General features: G+C 69.5%; 25 protein-coding genes and 1 pseudogene. 16 read left to right on the top strand and 10 right to left on the bottom strand.

All coding sequences use genetic code 11. The annotated features are described in order from the left end of the window. Window positions 1–43 precede the first annotated feature (43 nt). Window positions 44–1,936 (top strand): YhgE/Pip family protein, encoded by a 1,893-nt coding sequence (locus ACFXGJ_RS03105; RefSeq protein ID WP_378616363.1) that lies wholly within the window; start codon window positions 44–46, stop codon window positions 1,934–1,936. On the opposite strand, the gene ACFXGJ_RS03100 is transcribed toward ACFXGJ_RS03105, so the two are convergent. Further along, window positions 1,929–2,171, bottom strand: coding sequence for a DUF2530 domain-containing protein (locus ACFXGJ_RS03100; protein WP_378616361.1), 243 nt, complete (start codon window positions 2,169–2,171; stop codon window positions 1,929–1,931). The two genes, ACFXGJ_RS03105 and ACFXGJ_RS03100, sit on opposite strands and share 8 nt — an antisense overlap. Window positions 2,172–2,248: 77 nt before the next feature. Here ACFXGJ_RS03100 and ACFXGJ_RS03095 point away from each other — a divergent pair, with 77 nt between their 5' ends. From ACFXGJ_RS03095 to ACFXGJ_RS03080, 4 genes are read left to right on the top strand one after another with little or no spacing between them, the layout of a single operon-like run. Continuing rightward, complete coding sequence (locus ACFXGJ_RS03095; RefSeq protein WP_378616388.1) at window positions 2,249–3,703, top strand: NCS2 family permease; 1,455 nt, start codon at window positions 2,249–2,251, stop codon at window positions 3,701–3,703. A 33-nt stretch (window positions 3,704–3,736) separates the two neighbouring features. Then, window positions 3,737–4,168 carry a MarR family winged helix-turn-helix transcriptional regulator gene (locus ACFXGJ_RS03090; RefSeq protein WP_378616359.1) on the top strand — a complete coding sequence of 144 codons (432 nt, stop codon included), beginning with the start codon at window positions 3,737–3,739 and terminating at the stop codon, window positions 4,166–4,168. A gap of 31 nt (window positions 4,169–4,199) precedes the next feature. After that, complete coding sequence (locus ACFXGJ_RS03085; RefSeq protein WP_378616357.1) at window positions 4,200–5,006, top strand: TrmH family RNA methyltransferase; 807 nt, start codon at window positions 4,200–4,202, stop codon at window positions 5,004–5,006. Continuing rightward, complete coding sequence (locus ACFXGJ_RS03080; RefSeq protein ID WP_378616355.1) at window positions 5,003–5,251, top strand: DUF2537 domain-containing protein; 249 nt, start codon at window positions 5,003–5,005, stop codon at window positions 5,249–5,251. The genes ACFXGJ_RS03085 and ACFXGJ_RS03080 overlap by 4 nt, the downstream gene beginning before the upstream one ends. Window positions 5,252–5,356: 105 nt before the next feature. Here ACFXGJ_RS03080 and ACFXGJ_RS03075 read toward each other — a convergent pair whose 3' ends face one another. From ACFXGJ_RS03075 to sepH, 3 genes are all read right to left on the bottom strand, one after another. Beyond that, the gene (locus tag ACFXGJ_RS03075; protein ID WP_378616353.1) at window positions 5,357–6,082 is read right to left on the bottom strand and encodes a DUF6928 family protein; all 726 of its coding nucleotides are present in this window, start codon (window positions 6,080–6,082) and stop codon (window positions 5,357–5,359) included. An 81-nt stretch (window positions 6,083–6,163) separates the two neighbouring features. Further along, window positions 6,164–7,228 carry an alpha/beta fold hydrolase gene (locus tag ACFXGJ_RS03070; protein ID WP_378616351.1) on the bottom strand — a complete coding sequence of 355 codons (1,065 nt, stop codon included), beginning with the start codon at window positions 7,226–7,228 and terminating at the stop codon, window positions 6,164–6,166. 68 nt (window positions 7,229–7,296) lie between these two features. Continuing rightward, window positions 7,297–8,130: a septation protein SepH gene (gene sepH / locus ACFXGJ_RS03065; RefSeq protein ID WP_378616349.1), complete on the bottom strand. Its 834-nt coding sequence runs from the start codon at window positions 8,128–8,130 to the stop codon at window positions 7,297–7,299. 216 nt (window positions 8,131–8,346) lie between these two features. Between sepH and ACFXGJ_RS03060 the strand changes: the two genes are divergently transcribed. The 4 genes from ACFXGJ_RS03060 (at window position 8,347) to ACFXGJ_RS03045 (ending at window position 10,632) form a co-directional block, all read left to right on the top strand. After that, window positions 8,347–9,180: a hypothetical protein gene (locus ACFXGJ_RS03060; RefSeq protein ID WP_378616347.1), complete on the top strand. Its 834-nt coding sequence runs from the start codon at window positions 8,347–8,349 to the stop codon at window positions 9,178–9,180. Further along, the gene (locus ACFXGJ_RS03055; protein ID WP_378616345.1) at window positions 9,177–9,668 is read left to right on the top strand and encodes a nucleoside deaminase; all 492 of its coding nucleotides are present in this window, start codon (window positions 9,177–9,179) and stop codon (window positions 9,666–9,668) included. The genes ACFXGJ_RS03060 and ACFXGJ_RS03055 overlap by 4 nt, the downstream gene beginning before the upstream one ends. Before the next feature lie 13 nt (window positions 9,669–9,681). Then, window positions 9,682–10,071, top strand: coding sequence for a RidA family protein (locus ACFXGJ_RS03050; protein WP_378616343.1), 390 nt, complete (start codon window positions 9,682–9,684; stop codon window positions 10,069–10,071). Window positions 10,072–10,233: 162 nt separating this feature from the next. Beyond that, window positions 10,234–10,632: a DUF1801 domain-containing protein gene (locus ACFXGJ_RS03045; protein WP_378616341.1), complete on the top strand. Its 399-nt coding sequence runs from the start codon at window positions 10,234–10,236 to the stop codon at window positions 10,630–10,632. A 134-nt stretch (window positions 10,633–10,766) separates the two neighbouring features. Here the strand turns inward: ACFXGJ_RS03045 and ACFXGJ_RS03040 are convergent, their stop codons facing one another. Both ACFXGJ_RS03040 and ACFXGJ_RS03035 read right to left on the bottom strand, forming a co-directional pair. Continuing rightward, window positions 10,767–12,218: a flavin-containing monooxygenase gene (locus tag ACFXGJ_RS03040; protein ID WP_378616339.1), complete on the bottom strand. Its 1,452-nt coding sequence runs from the start codon at window positions 12,216–12,218 to the stop codon at window positions 10,767–10,769. Further along, on the bottom strand, window positions 12,215–13,045 hold the full coding sequence (locus ACFXGJ_RS03035) for an MBL fold metallo-hydrolase (protein WP_378616337.1): 831 nt from the start codon (window positions 13,043–13,045) through the stop codon (window positions 12,215–12,217). Before ACFXGJ_RS03035 ends, ACFXGJ_RS03040 begins: the two co-directional genes overlap by 4 nt. Window positions 13,046–13,227: 182 nt before the next feature. On the opposite strand from ACFXGJ_RS03035, the gene ACFXGJ_RS03030 reads away from it, so the two are divergent. Further along, complete coding sequence (locus ACFXGJ_RS03030; protein ID WP_378616335.1) at window positions 13,228–13,746, top strand: hypothetical protein; 519 nt, start codon at window positions 13,228–13,230, stop codon at window positions 13,744–13,746. Window positions 13,747–13,854: 108 nt separating this feature from the next. Here the strand turns inward: ACFXGJ_RS03030 and serC are convergent, their stop codons facing one another. Next, window positions 13,855–14,970, bottom strand: a complete 1,116-nt coding sequence (serC, locus tag ACFXGJ_RS03025) for a phosphoserine transaminase (RefSeq protein WP_378616333.1) — start codon at window positions 14,968–14,970, stop codon at window positions 13,855–13,857. Window positions 14,971–15,033: 63 nt separating this feature from the next. Next, window positions 15,034–16,158: a citrate synthase 2 gene (locus tag ACFXGJ_RS03020; RefSeq protein WP_378616331.1), complete on the bottom strand. Its 1,125-nt coding sequence runs from the start codon at window positions 16,156–16,158 to the stop codon at window positions 15,034–15,036. A 232-nt stretch (window positions 16,159–16,390) separates the two neighbouring features. Here ACFXGJ_RS03020 and pdxH point away from each other — a divergent pair, with 232 nt between their 5' ends. From pdxH to ACFXGJ_RS02990, 6 genes and pseudogenes are all read left to right on the top strand, one after another. Further along, the gene (gene pdxH / locus ACFXGJ_RS03015) at window positions 16,391–17,041 is read left to right on the top strand and encodes a pyridoxamine 5'-phosphate oxidase (RefSeq protein WP_378616386.1); all 651 of its coding nucleotides are present in this window, start codon (window positions 16,391–16,393) and stop codon (window positions 17,039–17,041) included. After that, window positions 17,038–18,345 (top strand): MFS transporter, encoded by a 1,308-nt coding sequence (locus tag ACFXGJ_RS03010; protein WP_378616329.1) that lies wholly within the window; start codon window positions 17,038–17,040, stop codon window positions 18,343–18,345. The genes pdxH and ACFXGJ_RS03010 overlap by 4 nt, the downstream gene beginning before the upstream one ends. Window positions 18,346–18,393: 48 nt before the next feature. Then, on the top strand, window positions 18,394–19,308 hold the full coding sequence (locus tag ACFXGJ_RS03005; protein ID WP_378616327.1) for an aldose 1-epimerase family protein: 915 nt from the start codon (window positions 18,394–18,396) through the stop codon (window positions 19,306–19,308). Window positions 19,309–19,410: 102 nt separating this feature from the next. Continuing rightward, complete coding sequence (locus ACFXGJ_RS03000; protein WP_378616325.1) at window positions 19,411–20,709, top strand: citrate synthase; 1,299 nt, start codon at window positions 19,411–19,413, stop codon at window positions 20,707–20,709. Window positions 20,710–20,714: 5 nt separating this feature from the next. Then, window positions 20,715–21,068, top strand: a pseudogene (locus ACFXGJ_RS02995) (FKBP-type peptidyl-prolyl cis-trans isomerase); the annotation flags it as partial. A gap of 3 nt (window positions 21,069–21,071) precedes the next feature. After that, window positions 21,072–21,440: an FKBP-type peptidyl-prolyl cis-trans isomerase gene (locus ACFXGJ_RS02990; protein WP_378616384.1), complete on the top strand. Its 369-nt coding sequence runs from the start codon at window positions 21,072–21,074 to the stop codon at window positions 21,438–21,440. 63 nt (window positions 21,441–21,503) lie between these two features. On the opposite strand, the gene ACFXGJ_RS02985 is transcribed toward ACFXGJ_RS02990, so the two are convergent. Both ACFXGJ_RS02985 and ACFXGJ_RS02980 read right to left on the bottom strand, forming a co-directional pair. Beyond that, a complete protein-coding gene (locus tag ACFXGJ_RS02985) occupies window positions 21,504–22,817 on the bottom strand; it encodes a sensor histidine kinase (RefSeq protein WP_378616323.1) in 1,314 nt (437 codons plus the stop codon). Further along, entirely contained in the window at window positions 22,814–23,521 is a 708-nt protein-coding gene (locus tag ACFXGJ_RS02980) for a response regulator transcription factor (protein ID WP_378616321.1), read from the bottom strand. Before ACFXGJ_RS02980 ends, ACFXGJ_RS02985 begins: the two co-directional genes overlap by 4 nt. Between the last annotated feature and the right edge of the window lie 25 nt (window positions 23,522–23,546).

Here is a 23,546-nt window from a genome sequence, read left to right as displayed (position 1 = left end):
AACCTGGACGTCTGTCCAGCAGACGGTTCAGGAGAAACAACCCATGGCGACGCGAAGTGTCCATCTGACTCGCACCGCGATCGCGGTCCTGGTCATCGCCCCACTCGCACTGCTCGGCTTCTACATGTGGGCGCTGTGGAACCCCGGTGACACGGTCTCGCGAATGCCCGTCGCGATCGTCAACGCCGATGCGGGTGCTGATCTGGACGGCACCCGGCTCGACGCGGGCAGCGAGGTGGCCAAGTCCCTCGTCGACAGCGGCGACGTGCAGTGGCACGAGGTGAGCGCCGCCGATGCCAAGGCCGGCGTGGAGGACGGACGCTACTACTTCTCGGTGCTGATCCCCGAGAGCTTCAGTCGCGACATCGCGAGCGCCGCGAGCGGGAAGGGTCAGAAGGCCCAGCTCGATGTCGTCTACAACGATCACAACAGCCTGGTGGCCACGCCGGTCGGCGAGAGCGTGATGGCGCAGGTGCGCTCCGCGGTCTCGGAGAGTATCGGCGAACAGTCCGTGGACCAGGTGCTCGTCGGCCTCGGTGACGTCGGCGCGGGCTTCACCGACGCGGCGAACGGGGCCAAGCAGCTGGCGGACGGTGCCGGGCAGGCGCTGGCGGGCACCAAGGAGCTCGCCAGCGGAAGCGTGGAGCTGTCCACGGGCCTGACCCAGGCCCACACCGGCAGCGTCGAGCTCGCGGACGGCACGAGGCAGCTGGCGTCTGGCGCCGACGACGCGGCGCGCGGCGCCGGCGAACTGCACGGCGGCCTCGGCCAGCTCGTCGGCGGCGCGGACCAGCTCGGGGCGGGCGCCACCCAGATCAGCGAGGTCATCGACACCGTGATCGGCCCGCTGGTCGACACGATGGTCGCCTCCGGCGTGCCGATGGGCGAGGAGGACCTGCCCGGACAGCTCAAGGCGTTGCGCGAGGGCGCCAAGCAGATCGCCCGGGAGCTCTCCGATCCGAAGGCGGACTTCCGGGGCGGCCTCAACGCCGCGGCCGCGGGTGCGGGGGAGCTGTCCACCGGCCTCGGGCAGTTGTCGGCGGGGGCGCATCAGGTCGACTCGGGCGCGCACGAACTGTCGGGCGGGCTCGGCCAGCTCGACACCGGCGGCAGTCAGCTCAGTGCGGGCCTCGGACAGCTGCAGGACGGTGTCGGCCAGCTCGACGCGGGCAGCAACCAGCTCGCGACCGGACTCTCGGACGGCGCCAAGCAGGTGCCGCACTTCACCGCCGCCGAACGGAAGACGACTGCGGGCGTGATGTCGGCCCCGGTGGCCATCGAATCCGAGAACCTATACCCCGCAGCAGGTTTCGGTCCGGGCGCGGTCCCGGCGGTGATGTCGGTGCTGCTCTTCGTCTGTGGAATTCTCACCTGGTTCGTGGTGCGCCCGCGGCGCGGCCCGGTCCGGCGGGTGCACGGGAGCATCCTGCGTGAGGGCCTGCGCCGGTACCGGGTGCCCGCCGCCGTCACGCTCGCTGCCGCGCTCGTACTCTCGGTGGTGTCGCTGACCGTCGCGCAGGCGGATCCGCCGAGCGTGCTCGCGATGGTGGCGGTGATGGTTCTCGTCGGCGCGGCCGCCGTGGCCACCGCGCGACTGTTCACGGTCGTGTTCGGGCCGGTCAACGGCACCTTCCTGGGCCTGGGTGCGCTGATGGTCCAGGTCTTCGCGTTCGGCGGTGTGTTCCCGATCCAGCAGATGCCGGCGCCGCTGCGCTGGCTGCACGAGCTGATGCCGCTGACCTACGCGCAGGGCGCCCTGCGGATGGTGCTCGTCGGGTATTACGGCCCCCGGTTCTGGCTGGCGGTCGCGGTGCTGGTGGCGCTCGTCGTCGGATCGGTGGGCCTGACCGTCTGGTGGCGGCGCCGTCAGCGGGACGAACTCGATGCAGAGTTCGACGTCGACCCGGACACCGAGCGGATCCCGGTGCTCAGCTGAGTCCGCGCTGCGCGGTCCGGCTGCCGCGCCGGGCCGCCGCGCGTTGGACCAGGAAGAGCGCGAAGCCCGCGGCGCCGACCGCGAGTCCCGCGTAACAGATCGGCAGCGCGGACGCCCACCGGTCGCCCGCGGCGAGCACCACGACCGTGGCCACGAGCCAGGCCACGGTGCCGAGCACCACGACGGGCCGCGGATCGGTCAGCCGGGCCGGAAGGGGAGGTGAGGTGTGGGTCACGCGAGTAACGCTACCGCGGGCATTCATTTAACCTGCCTAGTGCGACGCGCACCTTCGGCGATGGAGAAATGAACGATATGGCTGGCACCTCGAGGCTCCTCGACAACTATTTCAAGATCACCGAACGCGGCTCGTCGGTGACCAAGGAAGTGCGCGGCGGCCTGGTCACCTTCGTTGCGATGTCCTACATCGTCGTGCTCAACCCGCTGATTCTCGGTAGCTTCTCCGCCGACGACGCGGCCGCGAAGACGGACGTGCTCGGCCACATCCTGCCCGTCGCCCAGGTGGCCGCAGTGACCGCGCTCGTCGCGGGTGTGATGAGCATCGTCTTCGGCATCGTCGCGAACTATCCGTTCGGCATCGCCGCCGGCCTCGGCATCAACACCCTGCTGGCGGTGACCATCGCGCCGCAGGTCACCTGGCCGGAGGCCATGGGCCTGGTGGTGATCGACGGAATCATCATTGTGGTGCTGGCGATCTCGGGATTCCGGACCGCCGTGTTCAATGCGATTCCCGACGAACTCAAGTCCGCCATCGCTGCCGGTATCGGCATGTTCATCGCGTTCATCGGCTTCGTCGACGCCGGCTTCGTCCGCCGCATCCCCGACATCGCCGGGACCAGCGTCCCGGTCGGACTGGGCATCGGTGGTTCCATCGCCTCCTGGCCGACGGTGGTGTTCGTGTTCGGTGTGCTGCTGATGGGAATCCTGGTGGCGCGCAAGGTGCGTGGCGGTCTGCTCATCGGCATCGTGGTCACCACGGTGCTCGCGGCGATCCTCGAAGCGGTCTTCGACATCGGCGCGTCCAAGGGCGTGGACCCCAAGGGCTGGAACCTCAGCGTGCCGGGGCTGCCGGACGTGCTGACGCAGATGCCGAACCTGAGCCTGGTCGGCGACGTCAGCCTCTTCGGTGCCTTCACCCGAATCGGCGTGCTGTCGGCGAGCCTGCTGGTCTTCACCCTGGTGCTGGCGAACTTCTTCGACGCGATGGGCACGATGACCGGTCTCGGCAAGGAGAGCAACCTGACCGACGAGCACGGCACCCTGCCGAACATCGGCCGGGCACTGGTCGTCGAGGGCGCCGGCGCCATTGTCGGCGGTGGCGCCTCGGCCTCGTCGAACACCGTGTTCGTCGAATCGGCGTCCGGCATCGCCGAGGGTGCCCGTACCGGACTCGCGAACGTCGTGACGGGTCTGCTGTTCCTGGCCGCGATGTTCCTGACTCCGCTGTACTCGGTGGTGCCGATCGAGGCGGCCGCCCCGGCGCTGGTCGTGGTCGGGGCGCTGATGATCGGGCAGGTTCGCGACATCGACTTCACCAAGTTCGAGGTGGCGCTTCCGGCCTTCCTGACCATGGTCGTCATGCCGTTCACCTACTCGATCGCGAACGGCATCGGCGTCGGATTCATCGCCTGGGTCGTGATCGGCGCGGCGAGCGGCAAGGCCAAGAAGATCCACCCCCTGCTGTGGGTCGTCGCGGCGCTGTTCGTTGCCTACTTCGCTGTCGGTCCTATAACTGACGCCATTACCTGAACCAGTTGTCACGCAGTGCCGTATCCTCCGTAGGTGACCATGGATACCCGCTCACTCGCCAGCGATCTCTCCCTGGCAGTCGTGCGTCTTTCGCGACACCTGAGGGGTCGGCGCACCGACTCCGCGGTGTCGTTGACCCAGCTGTCCGCGCTCGCGAGCCTCGACGAGCACGGACCGATGACACCGGGCGGACTCGCGTCGCGGGAGCGGGTGCAGCCGCCGTCGATGACCCGGGTCATCGCATCGCTTGCGGATGCGGGCATGGTGCTGCGGACCCCGCACCCGACCGACGGACGCCAGATCATCGTCTCGCTCACCGACGCGGGACAGGCGCTGCTCGCCGACGAGACCTCCGCCCGTGAGCAGTGGATGACCGACCGGCTCGCGGGCCTGGACGACCAGCAGCAGGCCGTGCTGCGTCAGTCGATCGACATCATCGGCGGAATCGTCAACGACTCCGAGTAGTGGCCACGGGACCGTGCGGCAAGATGGTCGCGTGGTTCACGTTATCGACATAGACGATCCGGCCGACCCCAGGCTCGACGACTTCCGCGATCTCAACTCCTCCGATCGCCGTCCCGACCTGCCCGACGGCAAGGGGTTGGTGATCGCCGAGGGAGTGCTGGTCGCCCAGCGACTACTCGCCTCGAGGTTCGACCCGATCAGCCTGCTCGGCGTGGACCGTAGGCTCGGTGAGCTCGCCGAGGACCTGGACGGGGTGGACGTGCCGTTCTATCGGACCACCGCCGAGGTGATGGCCGAGGTCGTGGGATTCCACCTCAACCGCGGCGTGCTGGCCGCCGCGCACCGTCCGGCCGAACTCGATCTGGACAGCGTGCTGGCAGGGGCGCGCACGGTCGCGGTGCTCGAGGGCGTCAACGACCACGAGAACATCGGTTCGATGTTCCGCAACGCGGCCGGTCTCGGGGTGGACGCGGTGCTCTTCGGCGGCGCCTGCGCCGACCCGCTCTACCGGCGCGCGGTCCGGGTGTCGATGGGACACGTGCTGCGGGTCCCGTTCGCCCGCGTCCCGGACTGGCCGCACGGGCTGCAGTTGCTCAGGGACAAGGATTTTCAGTTGATCTCGTTGACTCCGAATCCCTCCGCGATGACCCTCGCCGAGGCGATGACGGGGGAGAAGGTGGCGCTGCTCCTCGGTGCCGAGGGGCCGGGGCTGTCCGAGTACACGATGCGCAAGACCGATGTGCGAGCACGGATTCCGATGGCGCCCGGCACCGATTCGCTCAACGTGGCCACGGCTGCGGCGATGGCGTTCTACGAACGGGTCAGGACCGGCGGGTGAACGGTCCCGGCTGGGTCGTGGCGGGATTCTCGGCAGCGGTCGTCGCGGTCGCGGTAATCGCTTGTGGCGCTGCGATGGTGGCCGTGCATCCGATGCTGTCGATCGTCGTCAACGGGGTGGTCGCGGCCGGGGTCGCCCCGACGTTGTGGCAATGGCGCGCGGTGCCGGTGTGGCGATGGGTCGTGCTGGGCGGCGTGATCGGGATCGCCGGGGGCTGGGTGGCGCTGCTGTTCGGTGCCGGCTGAGTAACCCGGTCGCTACTCGAGCTCCGCTCCGGCGACATGGTCGCTACTCGAGCTCCGCTCCGGCGACATGGTCGCTACGCAAGCTCCGCTCCGGCGACATGGTCGCTACGCAAGCTCCGCTCCGGCCAGCCGGCGCAGCCAGCGGCGCAGATTCCCCGCGGGTTTCGGTGCCGGTACAGGTGCGGGCGGCATCTCGCCCTCGGCGTAGACGCCGAACCCGCAGACGTCGAGGGTCGACGCGTCGATCTCCCCGTCGCGGGCCGGGCCCGTGTACCGGAAGCCCAGCCATTCGGCGTTCGCGGCCTCGGCGAACTCACAGGGGTTGAACGGCAACGACTGTGGGTCGGGCAGCACCTCGATCGGGTGGTTCATCGGGTGCTCGCCCGCCCAGAACGGGAGCTCCCACACCAGCGGGATGCCGATGTTCTCGTAGATGTGCGCAGGCGTCGCGCTGAACGACCGGCGCAGGGCGCCACGCTCCCAGCAGGCGAACGCGGCCCACGAGGTTTCGGGGTCCGCACAGACCAGGTACGTCATTTCGGAAGCCAGCGGCCGCGTCCACGATTCGTCGAGAGTCGACGGCTGGTGGACGGCGAGGTTCGCGCCGCACACCACAGTCAGCCCCGGGTAGCTACCGATGTACACCTCGTGCTTGTCGACCCCGGCGGAGGTGAGGAGTGGGCCGGAATTCAGTGGCGTGACGATTTTTTCGGGATGGAGAGCGCCGACGAGTGCCCGGGCCGCATCGGCGTCGCCGTCGGCGTCGGCGCGCAGCACTGCAAGGGGGTCCGGGGCGTCGACGTACCAGATCGTTGATGCTTTGGCCGCCACGGCCCGCACCTCGCTTTCGTTCCCTTTGCTAGCAGGGTACGACCTTCGGGGCGGATTGGGCGTCGGCGCACCGCAGCGCCGTCAGATGGCGGGAACCGGCTCACCGAGGAACTCGTCCAGGAACTGCCACGTGGTGTTCCTCGCGCCCGGGCCGGCCACCAGTCCGAGGTGACTGCCCGGAACGGCCTCGAAGCGCACCGACGGTGACCCGGTGAGCAGCGGGACGAGCGCCTCGACCGCGTCGGCGGGTGCGATGACGTCGGTGGTCCCGCCGACCGCGAGCACCGGGACGTCGACCTCGGCGAGGTCGACGGTGCGATCGCCGAGTCGGAATTGTCCTGCCGCAAGGGCATTTCCGAGGATCAGCTGGGTGCAGAGCTGGTGGAAGAACCGGGCCGGATATCCGGGCATGGCGGCCATGAACCGGTCGATGGACTCCATCCGCGCGAGCGACTCCGTGTCGTGCAGGTTGCGGGCGATGAACCACGGCCGCAGCAGTTCGCGCTGCAGGGCGGTCGCGCGATAGCTGACCTGCACGACCGAGGCGGGCAGCCCGCCGAGCGCCCAGGTGGCCGCGGTGAGGGGGCGCTCGCTGGTGACGCGGCCGACGGCGCGCAGTGGGGCGATCGCGGGGATGCGGGTGTAGTCGATGGGCGTCCCCACCGCGGTCACCGAGCGGATCGGGAGGTCGGCATGGGCCGCCGCTGTGAGCAGTGAGAGAGTCCCGCCGAGGCTCCAGCCCACGAGGTCCACCGGTGCGCCGTCGTGCAGTGCGCTGATGCGTTCGATCGTCTCGGGGAGGATGTCGTCGACCCAGGACTCGAAGCCCATCCGGCGGTCCGCCGCGGTCATGGTGCCGTAGTCGACGAGGTAGGGCGCGTGGCCCCGGTCCAGCACGTGCGAGGCCATGCTCTGGCCGGGACGCAGATCGAAGCAGGTCGCGGCGACGGCGAGTGGCGGCACGAGCAGTACCGGCCGGGCGTCCTGCCTGCGCTCGGCGCCGAACCGGTAGAGATCGCGATGAGGTCCGCTGTGCATGTGCTCGGCGGGGGTGGGTTCGACCGGCTCGACGCCCTCGCCGAAGGTCAGCCCCCAGGCGTTGCGGGCCATGGTGTTCAGGCGCGGACGCCAGGTGAAGTCGAGCACGCGTTTTCCCCTCGAGCTTGCGATTACCCCGTTAAGTGTTACCGAAGGTTACCGTAAGCGTCGAGCGATCAGACTCGGCCACTGCTCCGTACGCCGAGGAGTACGTCGTCCCAGGACGGAAGCGACGGCTTGCCGCGCTTGTCCTTGCCGCCCTGGTGCTGCGGCGCGACCTTGTGGGGGTGCTCGTCGTCCTCGATCTCGGCGGTGCCCACCTCGGGCTCGGGCAGCGCAGGCTGGACGGGGTCCGCCTCCTCGATCGCCTCCTCCGCCGTGACGTTGCCGACCTCGAGGGCGAGTGGGGCGAGGCCGCGCAGTGGGCGCCCGAAGTCGGGGTCGAGCAGGTCCGTCGCCGTGGAGTCGAGTGCCGCGATCGTGCCGCCGTGCGCGTCGGGCTGGTACCGCCAGTGTGCGGCATTGCCGGTGCGGCCTGCCTGCCACTGGAGCTGGGCGATCCAGTGCCCGTCGTCGTCGCGCCAGGCGTCCCAGGTCGCGTCGTCGATGTTGTGCCCGCGGGTACGGAAGGCGAGCGTGACGATCTCGGCCAGCGTCTCGACGGTCGGCCCGTTCTCCCGAACGGGGTGTCCGCCCTGTGCCATCTCCGCGGCGCGGGCGCGCTCGAGCAGCACCGGATGGGCGAAGCGCTCGACCTTCTTGGCGGAGACGCCCGCCTCCTCGGCGACCTGCTCGATGGTGGCGCCGGCGCGGATGCGTGCCTGGATGTCGCGCGGACGAAGCTGGCTCTCCGACTCGATCTCGATCTGCCCGAAATGTGCAACGTCGCCGCGGGAGGCCGCCCGCAGCTTGTCGTCGGCGGGGATGCGGAACCGTTCGCCGGTCTCGCTGTCGGCGCACACCACGTGCGATCCGCCGGGCTCCAGTCCGATCACGGAAAGTTCTCGCACTCTGACCTCCTCATCGGGTCGATTCGCGATATTGCCCGAGCCGACTGTAATCGACCCGTGATGGGCGTGGGCTCATGACACGCGGCGTGGGTTCATGACACGCCACGGCGGGTGGGCTCGTCGGGTTCGCGGCGCGCTATCCTCTGTGGTTTCGATTCGTCGAGAGGCCCTCCGTTCGGCCTCGAACCGCGTTGGCGGGGCCTAACATCGGGTGCGATGGTCGAGAACGTGCCCGATACCGTGCGGGCCTCCTCGCCCGCACGGCGGGCCTTCGAGGCGTTCGGTGCGCTGCTCGACGGTCCCCTCACCGGACTCGCGCCCTGGATCGTGCTGGGGGTGTTCGAAGGGCCCGGCAGGCTGGCCGTGGTGGCGGGTGTCGCGCTCGCGCTCTCGGTGCTGTTCCTCGTGATGGACCTCCTGCGCGGCCGTTCTCTCAAGGTCCTCGGTGTCGTCGACGTCGTGTTCTTCGCGGGACTTCTGCTGCTGCACTTCGCGCTGGACGAGGCCGGGCAGGACTGGCTCGAGATCTGGCTCGGGGAGATCGCGAACATCACCCTGGTGCTCATCGCGGTGGGATCGATGCTCGCCCGCGTCCCCTTCACCATCCAGTACGCGCGCGAGGAGGTGGAGGAGCAGTACTGGCAGACGCCGACCTTCCTGCGGACGAACTACCTCATCACCGGGGCGTGGGCGTTGGCCTTCCTGGTCGCCGCGGTCGCGGGCTTCTACGGCGACGCGATCCTGGACGATCCGGACAACCTGTGGACCAGTTGGGTGATCCAGACCGCGGCGCTGTTGTGCGCGCTGCAGTTCACGAACTGGTATCCCGACGTGGCACGCGCGCAGGCGGCCGCGGCGGAAGGCCGTCCCGGCGAACCGGTTCCGCCCTTGCGTGACCTGTTCGCCCCGCTTGCGGTGTGGCTGATCCCGATCGGGATCGTTACCCTGGCTACGGACGGCGGGCCCACCTGGCTCGGGATCGCATTCATCGCGATGGGCGTGGGAACGAACGCACTGTTGCGTCGGAATCAGGGGGAGGTCGCGCCGTGAGCGAGATCGACGAGGTCGACCGCGGCCATCTGCACCGAGCGCTCGTGCTCGCCGCCGAGACCGGGGACGCGGGGAACCGGCCATTCGGTGCGGTGGCGATCGCGGCGGACGGCAGTGTGGTCAGCGAGGGCGCGAACTCGGTGGCAACCTCGGGCGACGTGACCGAACATGCGGAACTCGACGCGATCACGACGGCCTGCGCGGAGGGCAACGCATCTCGGCTGATCGGCGGCACCGTCTACGCCAGTGGGGAGCCGTGCCCGATGTGCAGCGCGGCGATGGTGTGGGCGGGGGTACGCCGGATCGTCTTCGCCGCCAAGGCTTCGGATTTCGGCGAGATTCTCGGTGGCGGGCCGACGTTCCGGCTCAGCTGCGCGGACGTCGCCCAGTCCACCGAGGTGGAGATCGAGGTGACCGGTCCGGCGCTCGGGGACGAGGCGCTCGAGCCGTTCCGGAGGTTCGTTGCGGAGCAGCGCGAGCGACCCTGACAGAATCGGCGCCATGTCGAATCGAAACAACATCTCGTCCGGCTCCGACTGGGAGTCGAAGATCGGTTACTCGCGGGCCGTGCGTATCGGGCAGCAGGTGTCGGTGTCCGGCACCACCGCCTCCGGCGCCGACGGCCCGGTCGGCGGAGACAGCCTGGCCGAGCAGACCCGCGAGGCGCTGCGCCGGATCGTCGCCGCACTCGGCGAGGCGGGCGCGAAGCCCGAGGACGTCATCCGTACCCGGATGTACCTCACGGACATGAGCCGGTGGGAAGAGGCAGGTCTGGCGCACGGCGAGGTCTTCGGCGAGATCCGTCCGGCCACCACCATTCTCGAGGTCAGCAAGCTCATCGACGCCGACCTGCTCATCGAGATCGAGGCCGACGCGATCGTCGCGGAGTAGTCCGCCACGGTCGTGGAGGAGTCCGCTCGTCTCCTGGGGGATTCCTCCACGACCGACCGACCGAGCGCCCGCCGTCGACTCGCGTCGCCGTGCGAGCACGGTTGCCGGCGTGGATACTCGAGTGGCGGGCGGGGGCAACCACGACGAGAGCGACTGACGGCCATGGCGACGAGGAACGGCTCGACGGACAGGGAGGCGGGGAACTCGCCCGCTCGGTTGATCGACGCGAGAATCAGGGAACTCGGTGACTGGCGGGGCGAATTGCTGTCCCGGATCCGAAGTCTCGTCAAGGAGGCCGACCCCGAGGTGGTCGAGGAGTGGAAGTGGCGGGGCGTTCCGGTGTGGTATCACGCCGGCATGATCTGCACAGGTGAGACGTACAAGGCGATCGTGAAGGTGACCTTCGCCAAGGGTGCATCGCTGCCGGACCCGGCCGGCCTCTTCAACTCCAGCCTCGAAGGAAACACCAGGCGTGCCATCGATTTCCACGAGGACGACACGATCGACGACGAGGCGTTGAAGGCGCTCGTTCGCGCTGCCGTGGAACTGAACACCTCCTAGGCCGGCCGGCGGCCGCGTCAGTGACCGCGCCCGAGGTCTTCTCCCGGTTGCCGGGGCCCACGCGGCGCGTTGCCGCCTTCCGAGGCATCCACGTGGATCCCCGGCAACCGTCAATGGACTTCGAGCACGAGGCACTAGCCGAACTGCATCGCGCCGTCCTCGATCTTGCCGTGCCGCAATGTCACGACGTCGTGCGCGTAGCTCATGCCGAGCTGCCAGGGCGACCTCGAACCGGCCCGCGGGAACTCGTCGATCGAGCGGGTGACGTAGCCGGCGGCGAAGTCGAGCAGCGGTCGGGTGCTGAGCGTCGGATCGTCGTTGGTCGGCACGCACACGGCGTGCCCCTTGGCGTCCATGTGCGCGAGCAGCCGGCACACGTAGTCCGCCACCAGGTCGGCCTTGAGCGTCCACGACGCGTTGGTGTAGCCGATCGTGAACACGAAGTTCGGCACGTCGCTGAGCATCATGCCCTTGTACGCCAAGGTGTCCGGCAGCGAGACCGTCCTGCCGTCGACGACCAGTTCGATCCCCCCGAAGGCCAGCAGGTTCAAGCCCGTCGCGGTCACGATCAGGTCCGCCTCGAGTTCCCGGCCGGATTCGAGTGCGAGGCCGTTCTCGGTGAAGGTGACGATGCGATCGGTGACGATCGACGCCTCACCGTGCCGGATCGCCCGGAACAGGTCGCCGTCCGGCACCAGGCACATGCGCTGGTCCCACGGGTTGTAGCGCGGCGTGAAATGGGTGTCGATGTCGTAGCCCGCGGGCAGCGCGCGCTCCTGGGCCCGGCGCAGGATCGCCTTGACCAGGCGCGGTTGTCGCTGGCTGAGTTGGTACGTGACGGTCGAGAAGGCCACGTTCTTCCAGCGGCTGATCGGGTACGACAACCGGTCGCCGAGCAGGCGACGCAGCCCGTTGGTGACCGGGTCCTTCGACGGCAGCGCCGCGATGTAGGTGGGCGAACGCTGCAACATCGTCACGTGCTCGGCGCTGCCCGACATCGACGGCACCAGCGTGACGGCAGTGGCGCCGCTGCCGATGACCACCACCTTCTTGCCGGTGTAGTCGAGGTCCTCGGGCCAGTGCTGGGGGTGCACGACCTGACCCCGGAAGCGGTCGGTGCCCTCGAAGCTCGGCGTGAACCCCTCGTCGTAGCGGTAGTAACCGCTGCAGAGGTAGAGGAACGTGCACGTCACGGTGACCACCTCGTCGCCGTGGCTCGCCTGCACCGTCCAGCATGCCTCCGGACTCGACCACACCGCGCGAATCACCTTGTGGCCGAATCGGATGCGGTGGTCGAGGCCGGCCTCGCGGGCGGTGTCGCGAACGTAGTCGAGGATCGCGGGACCGTCCGCGATGGACTTCTCGTCCGTCCACGGCCGGAACCGGTAGCCGAGGGTCTGCATGTCCGAGTCCGAACGGACCCCCGGGTAGCGGAACAGGTCCCAGGTGCCGCCGATCGCGTCGCGGGCCTCGAAGATCGCGAACGAGCGCGCCGGAAAGTTGGCCTGGATCTGGCGCGCGGCACCGATTCCGGACAGTCCCGCGCCGACGATCAGTACGTCGAGGTGTTCGGGGGTGGTGGTCATCGAACCGTTCTCCCGTCGATGTGGGCGGCCGCGGCGTCGAACTCGATCTCGTCGTGCGCGCAGAAGATGGTGACCTCGTCGCCGCTCCCGGCGTGAAGCTCGCGCAGCCTGTCCTGGTTGGCGAGGCGGGCGGCGTGGTCCATCTCCATGATCGCCTGGAACACGCGAATGCCGGGCGGACTGCTCGGTGGCGTCTGCTTCTCGCCGCGGAAGAAGTAGCTGTCGCCCGCGTGCAGGAACCACCCGCCGGACGGGCGCCGGACCGCCACGCCGCAGTGGCCCACGGTGTGCCCACGCAGGGGGACGAGCAGGACGTCGTCGCCGACTGCCCGCACCGACTCGAATCCGAACCAGTCGTCGCCGTCGGCGGCGTGTTCGACCCACTGCGGACCGTGCTGCCACTGCCGGGCGCTGTAGCGGGTGCGGCCGAGTCGCCCGCGTCGTCCCCGAGCGGTCGCCAGCTCGTCGCGGTGTACGTGCACCCGTGCCCACGGGAAGTCGGAGATGCCGCCGGCGTGGTCGGCGTCGAGGTGGGTCAGCACGATGTCGCCGACCTCTCGCGGGTCGAATCCGAGGGCCCGAACCTGCGCGATCGCGGTGTCCGCCGTGCTCAGCCGGGCGCCGGTCGCCAGCGCGAAGGTTCGGCCGAGCCGGCCGGCCGGGTCGGCCACGTCGGCGGTGCCGAACCCGGTGTCGACGAGGGTCAGCCCACCAGGGCCCTCCACCAGCAGGCAGTGCGCGACCAGCCGTGACGGCATCAGCCCGGGCACCCGGCCGGCCGCGGGACACAGCGTCGCGCAGCTGAGGTGGTGGATTCGGGAGCTCATATCGGCACGCCCCTGTTCCTTCCGACAGAACTGTCTGTGATCGACAGTAGCGCACACAAACCGCTTCGGAGCAGGCGAAACGTCGCAGAAAGTGTTCACTTGACTAGGGCTTGGTAAACCGATTAACTAAGCCTGCCCTTAACAAGGGCAGGCTTACCGACTTCGACGAACAGGACTCACCAGTGGCAACCTCCTTCACCGCGCGTCGCCTTGCCGGCGTCGCCGCCGTCGCGGGACTCTCGGCGCTCGGACTTCTCGTGAACCCGGCTGTCGGCTCCGCCGCGGTCACCGGTGGCGCCACCGTGGCCGCTGACGCGGGCAAGGGCACCATCACCACCAAGATCACCGGCCTGAACACGACCAAGCCGTTCGTCAAGTGCGAGGGCACCGTCTACAAGGGCGACGCCACGGTCCTCGACTCGACCACCAAGGTCGGCCAGAGCTACCTGGTCGTCGGCGACTCCATGAAGGCCGGCCAGGTGCTGACCGGCGCCTCGGGCACCGGAACCTCGGCCACCTTCGCGGACGGCGAGTACCAGGTGCGGACCAAGTGCAAGGAGGAGGGCGACACCGACTACCAGGATCCGATCGCGTCGGTTCGCGTCACGGTCACCGGCGGTGCGAGCACCGATGGCGGCTCCAGCGACCTGGGATCGGTCCAGGGTCTCTTGAACGGACTGCTCGGCCAGTTCAGCAGCTGACGGTCGGGGCGCTCGTCACGCCCAGAACGCGACACAGCCCCCGATCCTTCGATCGGGGGCTGTGTCGTTCGGTGTTCGGCGCTCGCCTGCCGCGCCGCAGTTGTCGCGTTAGAGCTGGCCGACGACCCAGTCGATGCTCTTGGTCAGCGCGGTCACGTCGTCGGGGTCGATCGCCGGGAACATGCCGACGCGCAGCTGGTTGCGGCCGAGCTTGCGGTACGGCTCGGTGTCCACGATCCCGTTGGCCCGCAGGATCTTCGCCACCGCGGCGGCGTCGATCTTGTCGTCGAAGTCGATGGTGCCGACGACCTGCGAGCGGTGCGCCGGATCCGCCACGAACGGGGTGGCGAACTCGCTGGCCTCGGCCCAGTTGTACAGGCGCGAGGACGAATCGGCGGTGCGCTTGGTGGCCCAGTCGAGCCCGCCGTTGCCGTTCATCCACTCGATCTGGTTCGCGAACAGCAGCAGGGTGGCCAGCGCCGGGGTGTTGTAGGTCTGGTCCTTCGAGCTGTTGTCCACCGCGATCGGCAGCGACAGGAAGTCCGGGGTCCAGCGGCCCGAGGTCTTGATCTCCTCGACGCGGGCCAGCGCGGCCGGGCTCATGATCGCGATCCACAGCCCGCCGTCGGAGGCGAAGCACTTCTGCGGGGCGAAGTAGTAGACGTCCGAGTCGGCGATGTTGACGGGCAGGCCGCCCGCGCCGGAGGTGGCGTCGATCGCGATGAGCGCGTTCTCCGAGCCCGCCGGACGCGACACGGGGATCGCGACACCGGTGGAGGTCTCGTTGTGCGCCCAGCCGATGAGGTCAACCGACGGGTCCGACACGGGTGCGGGCGCGCTGCCCGGCTCGGCCGAGACGACGATCGGGTCACCGATGAACGGGTTGGCCTTGGCGACCGAGGCGAACTTGGAGCTGAACTCGCCGTTGGTCAGGTGCAGGGACTTCTCGCGGATCAGGCCGAACGCGGCCGCGTCCCAGAACGCAGTGGTGCCGCCGTTGCCGAGCACCACCTCGTAGCCCTCGGGCAGCGAGAACAGGTCGGCGAGGCCCGAGCGCACGCGGGCGACGACGTCCTTGACCGGCTTCTGGCGGTGGGAGGTGCCGAACACCGAGGCGCCCACCTCCACCAGCGACTGCAGCTGCTCGGGGCGGACCTTCGAGGGTCCGCAGCCGAAGCGGCCGTCGACGGGCTTGAGTTCGGCGGGGATGATCGGGGTGCTCATCGCGTCTGTGCGTCCTTCTGTGTTGATGGTGACGAGGCCTGTGCGGCCTGCTTGCAGGCCGAACTAGCCGGCGATCTTGTCCCAGCCCGCGACGGAATCGGGGGTACGGGGCGCGGGGCCGGTGTAGATGGCGGCCGGGCGAACCAGCTTGCCGAGCCGCTTCTGCTCCATGATGTGGGCACACCAGCCGGCCGTGCGGCCACAGGTGAACATCGCGGGCATCATGTGCGCGGGCACCTCGGCGAAGTCGAGGATGACCGCGGCCCAGAACTCGACGTTGGTCTCGATGGCGCGGTCCGGGCGACGCTCGCGCAGCTCGGCGAGCGCGGCCTGCTCGAGTGCGGCGGCCGCCTCGTAACGCGGCGCGTCCAGGCGCTTGGCGGTGGCGCGGAGCACGCGGGCGCGGGGGTCCTCCGCGCGGTACACGCGGTGCCCGAAGCCCATCAGCTTCTCCTTGCGGTCCAGGATGCCCTTGACCAGCGCGCGGGCGTCGCCGGACTTCTCGGTCTCCTCGATCATCGGGAGCACGCGTGCCGGGGCGCCGCCGTGCAGCGGGCCGGACATCGCACCGATGGCGCCGGACAGCGAGGCCGCGACGTCGGCGCCGGTCGAGGCGATGACGCGGGCGGTGAAGGTGGACGCGTTCATGCCGTGCTCGGCGGCGGAGACCCAGTAGGCGTCGATGGCCTCGGTGTGCCGCGGGTCCGGGTCACCCTTCCATCGGGTCATGAAACGTGCTGTGACGGTGTCGCATTCGTCGATGACCTTCTGCGGGACCGCGGGCTGGTAGATGCCGCGGGCCGACTGCGCCACGTAGGACAGCGCCATCACCGAGGCGCGGGCGAGCTGGTCGCGGGCGGTCTCGTCGTCGATGTCGAGCAGCGGCTGGTAGCCCCAGATCGGCGCCAGCATCGCCAGACCGGCCTGCACGTCGACGCGGACGTCGCCGGTGTGGATGGGCAGCGGGAACGGCTCCGCGGGCGGCAGGCCCTGGCCGAACTCGCCGTCGACGAGCAGCGCCCACACGTCACCGAAGGTGACGCCGCGACCGACCAGGTCCTCGATGTCGACGCCGCGGTAGCGCAGCGCTCCGCCGTCCTTGTCGGGTTCGGCAATGTCAGTGGTGAAGGCGACGACGCCCTCGAGTCCACTGACGAAATCCTCGGGTACTGCCGCGCTCGATGCCATTGCTCGTGGACTCTCCTCATCTTCAGTGCCACCGGTCCGGGCTGCACTGATAAAAGCCAACACACCGTCCTGCGCGGCGAGTGCGAGTTGTGCAGGCACGTGACGCCGCGGTCACCGGTGAACTCTATCCCGTTCCACGTCGCCGGTGAGCAGTGCATACCCGGGGGTAACGTCATCGGCTGTGCCGCCCGATCCCGAACTCCCGTCCACCGGCCCCGTCGATCTGGCCGCCATGCGGGTGGCGTACGCGACTCAGGGCATGAATTCGCCTGCGCACGAGTCGAACCTGGACGTGCCCGCGGTGGCCGACGGCTGGCTGCCGCTGCTGCAGAAGTGGATGGATCAGGCCCGTACCTCCGGGATCGCCGAACCCAACGCGATGGTCCTGGCCACCGTCGATCCCGACGGCAGGCCCGCCTCGCGGACGGTGCTGTGCAAGGGACTGTCCGAGGACGGGCTGGTCTTCTACACCAACTACGGGTCCGGCAAGGCCCGCGAGCTCGACGCAAACCCGCAGGCCTCGGCAACCTTCTCCTGGATCGCGTTCGCGCACCAGGTGACCGTTCGTGGTGCGGCGAGCCGGGTCGCCGACGAGGTGACCGCGGCATACTGGCGCACCCGCCCGCGCGGTTCGCAGCTCGGCGCCTGGGCCTCGCAGCAGTCGCGGCCGATCGCTTCCCGCGCGGACCTCGACGCGCAGCTCGCCGAGGTCACCGCGCGGTTCGCGGACACGGAACAGGTGCCGATGCTGCCCGGCTGGGGCGGCTACCTCATCCGGCCGCGCACCGTCGAGTTCTGGCAGGGCCGGGCGAACCGGATGCACAACCGGGTCCTGGTCACCCGCACCGAGTCCGGCTGGACCGCGGAGCGGCTGCAACCTTGACCGAAACGAGGCCAGAGGCGAAGCCCGAGGGGGGAGTCCGCAAGCGTCGGCTGCTGGCCGACACCACGCCCCTGCGCGAGCCGCACTACCGACGGCTGTGGGTCGCAGGCATCGTCACCGTCATCGGCGCACAGCTCAGCGTGGTCGCGGTGCCGCAGCAGGTCTACGAGATCACCGGCAGTTCCGCCTACGTCGGCCTGACCGGCGTCTTCGGACTGGTGCCGCTGGTGGTGTTCGGACTGTGGGGCGGGGCCCTTGCCGACGTCATGGACCGTCGCCGGCTGATCACCGTCACCACGGTGGGGCTGATCGTCACGTCGGTGCTGTTCTGGCTGCAGGCCGCTCGCGGCGTCGACAACGTGTGGCTGGTACTCGGCCTGTTCTCGCTGCAGCAGGCGTTCTTCGCGGTCAACCAGCCGACCCGCGCGGCGATCATTCCGCGGCTGATCCCCGGTGACCAACTGCCCGCAGCCAACTCGCTGAACATGACGGTCGTGCAGTTCGGCGCCATCGCCGGACCGCTGCTCGCGGGCGTCCTGATCCCGACCATCGGGCTGTCCAGCCTGTACCTGGTGGACGCGATCGCCCTGCTCGCCACCCTGTGGGCGGTGCTCGCACTCCCGAAACTGCCGCCCACCGGCCACACCACCCGGGCCGGATTCGCCGCCGTGCTGGACGGATTCCGGTACCTGTCCACTCAGAAGGTGCTGTTGGCCTCGTTCGTGGTGGACATCATCGCGATGGTCTTCGGCATGCCGCGGGCGCTGTTCCCGCAGATCGCGCACGAGACGTTCGGCGATCCCGCGTCCGGCGGGCTCGCCCTCGGGCTGCTGTTCGCCGCGATGTCCGTGGGCGCGGTGATCGGCGGCGTGTTCTCGGGCTGGCTGCCGGGCGTGCGCTACCAGGGTCGCGCGGTGGTGCTGTGCATCGTGGCGTGGGGCCTGGCCATGGTCGGGTTCGGTGTCGCGGTCGGCCTCGCCTCACCCGACAGCGGTCCCGCCCTGCTGTGGATCGCGCTGGCGTTCCTCGCCTTCGGCGGCGCGGTGGACATGGTTTCCGCGGCGTTCCGCAGCACCATGCTCCAGCAGGTCGCGCCCGACGAGATGCGCGGTCGGCTGCAGGGCGTGTTCATCGTGGTGGTCGCGGGCGGACCCCGGATCGGCGATGTGCTGCACGGCGCGGCGGCGTACCTGGCGGGTACCGCGGTCGCGGCCGCCGGCGGCGGCATTCTGGTGGTGGTCGGCGTCGCGCTGGCGTGCCTCGCCTTCCCGATGTTCCTGCGTTATCGGGTGGGACGAAGCTAACCGGCCGTATTGGTGGCAGGTTCGCCGCTGTGGTGGACACTGGGGCGCATGCGTGAGCCCGTGTACCCGATTCGATCAGGCGACTACACCGCGGAGGTGGTCGCCCGCGGCGCCGGGCTGCGGGCCCTCGAGCACTCGGGCCGGGCGCTGACCGAGACCTGGGAGGCGGACGAGCGACCGCCGCTGTCGGCGGGATTGGTGCTGGCGCCGTGGCCGAACCGAATTCGCGACGGCTACTTCTACTTCGACGGGGTCGAGCACCAGCTGGCGCTCACCGAACCGGCCCGCGGCAACGCCATTCACGGGTTGGTCCGACGCGACGACTGGCAGTTGGTCGAGCACTCCGCGCACCGGGTCGAGCAGACGATCAGGGTGGGTCTGCACAAGGGCTGGCCGTACCCGCTGCAGCTGACCGTCGCACACGAACTGGGTCCGTCCGGGCTCACGGTCTCCCACACCGCCACCAACATCGGCGCCATGCCGGCACCGTTCGGTCTGGGCGTCCACGCCTACCTGCGGGCGGGGGACACCCCGCTCGACGAGTGCACCCTGCGACTGACCGCGGGCACTCGGTTGCCGCTCGACCCGGATCGCATGCTGCCGGTCGGCAACTCGGAGTCCGTCTACGGCACCGAGTACGACTTCACCACCCCGCGCAGCCTCGCCGGCGTCCAGCTCGACACCCCGTTCAGTTCCATCGTGCCGGACCCCGACGGCCGAGCCCGGCACGAGCTGCGGGCCCCCGACGGTTCCGGTGCGGTGCTCTGGGCCGACCGACGATTCGGCTGGGTCCAGGTTTTCACCGCCGACCCCGCCAACGGAAAGGGCTACCCGGGGCGTGGCCGGGCGCTCGCGGTCGAGCCGATGACCTGCCCGCCGGATGCCTTCAATTCCGGCATCGACCAGGTGGTTCTCGGTCCGGGGCAGTCCTGGTCGGGGACCTGGGGAATCGGCGCCCTGTAGCCGCGAACGGACCCTCCCTGGGCATCGGAACGCAACTGGGACTAGGTTCTAGGCGACTGATATTTGCAACTCGCAAAGGTTCGAGTTTGAGAGGGATCCTTCGTGCCCGCTGTCGATGACACCACGCCCACGCTCAGCTACCCGGGTGGCGAACACTCGATGTCGATTGCCAAAGCCACCGAAGGCAACGACGGTATCGAGTTGGGCAAGCTTCTTTCCGCGACGGGGTACACCACCCTCGATCCCGGATTCGTCAACACCGCCTCCACCAAGTCGGCGATCACCTACATCGACGGCGAGCAGGGGATCCTGCGCTACCGGGGCTACCCGATCGAGCAGCTCGCGGAGGGCTCGACCTTCCTCGAGGTGAGTTACCTGCTCATCTACGGGGAGCTGCCCTCGGTGGACGAGCTGGCGGCCTTCACCACCCGCATCCAGCGGCACACGCTGCTGCACGAGGACCTCAAGCGGTTCTTCGACGGCTTCCCGCGTAATGCGCACCCGATGCCGGTGCTCTCCTCCGCGGTCAACGCGCTGTCGGCGTACTACCAGGACTCGCTCGATCCGGACGACCCGGAGCAGGTGGAGCTGTCCACCACCCGACTGCTCGCGAAGCTGCCGACCATCGCGGCCTACGCGTACAAGAAGTCGGTCGGCCAGCCGTTCCTGTACCCGGACAACTCGCTGTCGCTGGTGGAGAACTTCCTGCGGATGACGTTCGGCTTCCCGGCCGAGCCGTACGCGGTGGACCCCGAGGTCGCCAAGGCCCTCGACATGCTGCTCATCCTGCACGCCGACCACGAGCAGAACTGCTCCACGTCGACGGTGCGGATGGTCGGTTCGTCGGACGCCAACCTGTTCACGTCCGTCTCCGCCGGCATCAACGCGCTGTGGGGCCCGCTGCACGGCGGCGCCAACCAGGCCGTGCTCGAGATGCTCGACGAGATCAAGGCGAGCGGCGGCGACACCAAGGAGTTCGTCCGCAAGGTCAAGAACAAGGAAGACGGCGTGAAGCTCATGGGCTTCGGGCACCGCGTCTACCGCAACTACGACCCGCGCGCGGCCCTGGTCAAGAAGGCCGCGGACACCATCCTCGCCAAGCTCGGCGGCGACGACGAGCTGCTCGACATCGCGAAGGCGCTCGAGGAGGCCGCGCTCACCGACGACTACTTCGTCGAGCGCAAGCTGTACCCGAACGTGGACTTCTACACCGGCCTGATCTACCGCGCGATGGGCTTCCCGACGCGGATGTTCACCGTGCTCTTCGCGATGGGCCGTCTCCCCGGCTGGATCGCGCACTGGCGTGAGATGCACGAGGATCCGGCCACCAAGATCGGCCGTCCGCGGCAGATCTACACCGGCTACACCGAACGCAACTACGTCGATCTCGGAAGCAGGTAGTCCGCATGAGCAACGAACAGCCGGTCATCGAGTTCCAGGAGGGCCCCGCGCCCACCGAGCTCGTCATCAAGGACATCACCGTCGGTGAGGGCGCCGAGGCGACCCCCGGCGCCAAGGTCGAGGTGCACTATCTCGGCGTCGAGTTCGACAGCGGCGAGGAGTTCGACTCCTCGTGGAGCCGCGGCGAGTCCATCACCTTCCCGCTGGCCGGCCTGATCGCCGGGTGGCAGGAGGGCATCCCGGGGATGAAGGTCGGCGGTCGCCGACAGCTGACCATCCCGCCGGAGCTCGCCTACGGTCCGGCCGGTGCCGGACACCAGTTGTCGGGCAAGACGCTGGTATTCGTGATCGACCTGCTCGACGTGGTCGTTCCGCCTGCCGCGCCGGAGATCGAGCCCGCGACCGGACCGGCCCCGGCCGAGCTGGTCATCGAGGACATCACCGTCGGTGACGGCGCGGAGGCGCAGCCCGGCGGAGTCGTCGACGTGCACTACCACGGCGTGGAGTACGACACGAACAAGGTGTTCGACTCCTCGTTCCAGCGCGGCGAGTCCGTGAAGTTCCCGCTCGGCCGGTTGATTCCGGGCTGGCAGGAGGGCATCCCCGGCATGAAGGTCGGCGGTCGCCGCAAGCTGACGGTTCCGCCGGAGCTCGCGTACGGTCCGGCCGGCTCGGGCCACCCGCTCGGCGGCAAGACCCTGGTCTTCGTCATCGACCTGCTGGGCGTCTGACGACCAGAACTCATCGAAAGGCCCCGTGTCGCACTGCGATCCGGGGCCTTTCGCGATCCGGGCTCAGGCCCGGTCGGCGAATTCGAGGACCAGCCGGGCACCGCCGAGCGGGCTCACCTCGAAATGGGCTCGGCCACCGTGCAGTTGGGCCTGCTGGGCGACCAGGGCCAGGCCCAGACCGGAGCCGCCGCGGGCCGCGGACGAGCCGCGGTAGAAACGCTCGAAGACGTCCTCGCGCTCGGCCTCGGGGATGCCGCGGCCGTCGTCGTCGACGGTGACCAGCACGGTCTCCGGGTCGGCGCGCCGGGCGGCGAGCACCACGGTGGACGCCCCGCCGTGGCGGACCGCATTGGCGATGGCATTGTCGAGCGCCAGCCGGAGGCCGGCGGGCAGGCCGCGGATCAGGAGCGAGGGACCGGACTCCACCCGCACGGTGACGCCGGGGAGTTGACGCATCGCGTCCTGGGCGGCGAGGTCGCACAGTTCCACGAGATCGGTGCTGACGTGGTCCTTCTCGCTGGAGAGCTCGCCCGACGCGAGCCGCTCGAGCGCGGACAGGGTCGCCTCCACCCGGCCCTGGGTGCGGGCCAGGTCGGCGAGGATCTCGGCCCGCTGGGTGGCGTCGAGTTCGAGGGTGGTGAGCACCTCGATGTCGGTGCGCATCGCGGTCAGCGGGGTGCGCAGTTCGTGGGCGGAGACGGCGGCGAAGTCGCGGGCGGTGTCGAGGGCGGCGGCGGTGCGGGACTGCGCGTCCGCGATCCGGCCGAGCATCAGCTCGATGGCGTCGGCCAGTTCCTCGGCCTCTCGGACCCCCGACACCTTCGCGGCTTCCGGTGAGTCGCTGCCGATCTGGTTGGTGAGCGTGACGATCGGACGCACCGCGCGACCGCCGAAGATCCAGCCGAGGCCGGTCGCGGCGGCGACGGCGAGCAGACCGGCGACGATCACCCACTGCCGCTGGTCGGTGGTCACGTCGTTTGCCTCGGATGCCGGGACCGCCAGCGAGAGCAGCAGCGTCGACCGCGGGATCGGGGTGGTGTCGACCCGGTAGTCGACGCCGTCCACGCTGACCGTCGCGGCGCCGGGCTCGAGCGGGGGGAGCTGGGTGGGCGTGCTGACGACGAGGGAATCGCCGGAGCGGATGGTCACCGCGAACGCGCCCGCGTCCCCGAAGGTCGGCAGGAACGAGGTGGCCGACGCGACGTTCGCGATCAGCACGCTCGAGGCGGTGTCGAGTCGACGGTCCAACTGGCTGACGTTGTTCCGGGAGATCGCCACCGAGATGAAGATGCCGAGCAGTGCGGCGATGATGGCCGCGCCGAGGGCGGTGGCGGCGGCGACGCGGGCCCGCAGCGAATGGGAGCGCCGACGGCTCACGCGGCGCCCCGGAGCACGAAGCCGACCCCGCGGACGGTGTGCAGGATCCGTGGATGGCCGTGCGCCTCGAGCTTGCGCCGCAGGTATCCGACGAACACGTCGACCACGTTGGTGTCGGCGACGAAGTCGTATCCCCAGACGAGTTCGAGCAGGCGCTCGCGGGTCAGAACCACTCCGGCGTTGCGCACGAGGACCGCGAGCAGCTCGAATTCCCTTTTGGTGAGCTCGATTTCGACCCCGTCGAGGTTGGCGCGACGGCCGAGCAGGTCCACCGACAGGTCGCCGACCCCGATGCTCCCGGCCGGCGCGGGTGCGGTGGCGGGGGCGGTGCGCCTGCGCATCATGGCGCGGATGCGGGCGACCAGTTCGGCGAGGACGAAGGGCTTGACGAGGTAGTCGTCGGCGCCCGCCTCGAGTCCGGCGACCCGGTCGTCGACGGAGGAGCGGGCGCTGAGGACGCAGATCGGGATGTCGTTGCCCATCGCGCGCAGGGCCGTGACGACGCTGGCGCCGTCGAGGACGGGCATGTTCATGTCGAGCACCACGGCGTCGGGGGAGCGCTCGGAGACCACCGTCAGTGCCTGCGCGCCGTCGGCGGCGGTGAGGACGGTGAAACCGGACAGGCGCAGGCCGCGCCGCAGGGACGCGAGCACGTCCTGGTCGTCGTCGACGACCAGGACTGTGGCGGTGGCGGGTTCGGTCACCCCGCCATTGTGCCCGGATGCGAGT

It is taken from the genome of Rhodococcus sp. NPDC059234 (genome assembly GCF_042754225.1).
In the GTDB taxonomy this organism is placed as follows: Bacteria; Actinomycetota; Actinomycetes; order Mycobacteriales; family Mycobacteriaceae; genus Rhodococcus_G.
This window is presented reverse-complemented; position numbering and strand designations above follow the sequence as displayed.

What these genes read in the sequence shown, in the direction of transcription:
- ACFXGJ_RS03005 (WP_378616327.1), top strand. Translation starts at nt 18,394, where the DNA reads ATGCGTGAGCCCGTGTACCCGATTCGATCAGGCGACTACACCGCGGAG.
- ACFXGJ_RS03045 (WP_378616341.1), top strand. Translation starts at nt 10,234, where the DNA reads ATGGCGACGAGGAACGGCTCGACGGACAGGGAGGCGGGGAACTCGCCC.
- pdxH (WP_378616386.1), top strand. Translation starts at nt 16,391, where the DNA reads ATGCGGGTGGCGTACGCGACTCAGGGCATGAATTCGCCTGCGCACGAG.
- ACFXGJ_RS03050 (WP_378616343.1), top strand. Translation starts at nt 9,682, where the DNA reads ATGTCGAATCGAAACAACATCTCGTCCGGCTCCGACTGGGAGTCGAAG.
- ACFXGJ_RS03060 (WP_378616347.1), top strand. Translation starts at nt 8,347, where the DNA reads ATGGTCGAGAACGTGCCCGATACCGTGCGGGCCTCCTCGCCCGCACGG.
- ACFXGJ_RS03020 (WP_378616331.1), bottom strand. Translation starts at nt 16,158, where the DNA reads ATGGCATCGAGCGCGGCAGTACCCGAGGATTTCGTCAGTGGACTCGAG.
- ACFXGJ_RS03095 (WP_378616388.1), top strand. Translation starts at nt 2,249, where the DNA reads ATGGCTGGCACCTCGAGGCTCCTCGACAACTATTTCAAGATCACCGAA.
- serC (WP_378616333.1), bottom strand. Translation starts at nt 14,970, where the DNA reads ATGAGCACCCCGATCATCCCCGCCGAACTCAAGCCCGTCGACGGCCGC.
- ACFXGJ_RS03040 (WP_378616339.1), bottom strand. Translation starts at nt 12,218, where the DNA reads ATGACCACCACCCCCGAACACCTCGACGTACTGATCGTCGGCGCGGGA.
- ACFXGJ_RS03035 (WP_378616337.1), bottom strand. Translation starts at nt 13,045, where the DNA reads ATGAGCTCCCGAATCCACCACCTCAGCTGCGCGACGCTGTGTCCCGCG.
- ACFXGJ_RS03105 (WP_378616363.1), top strand. Translation starts at nt 44, where the DNA reads ATGGCGACGCGAAGTGTCCATCTGACTCGCACCGCGATCGCGGTCCTG.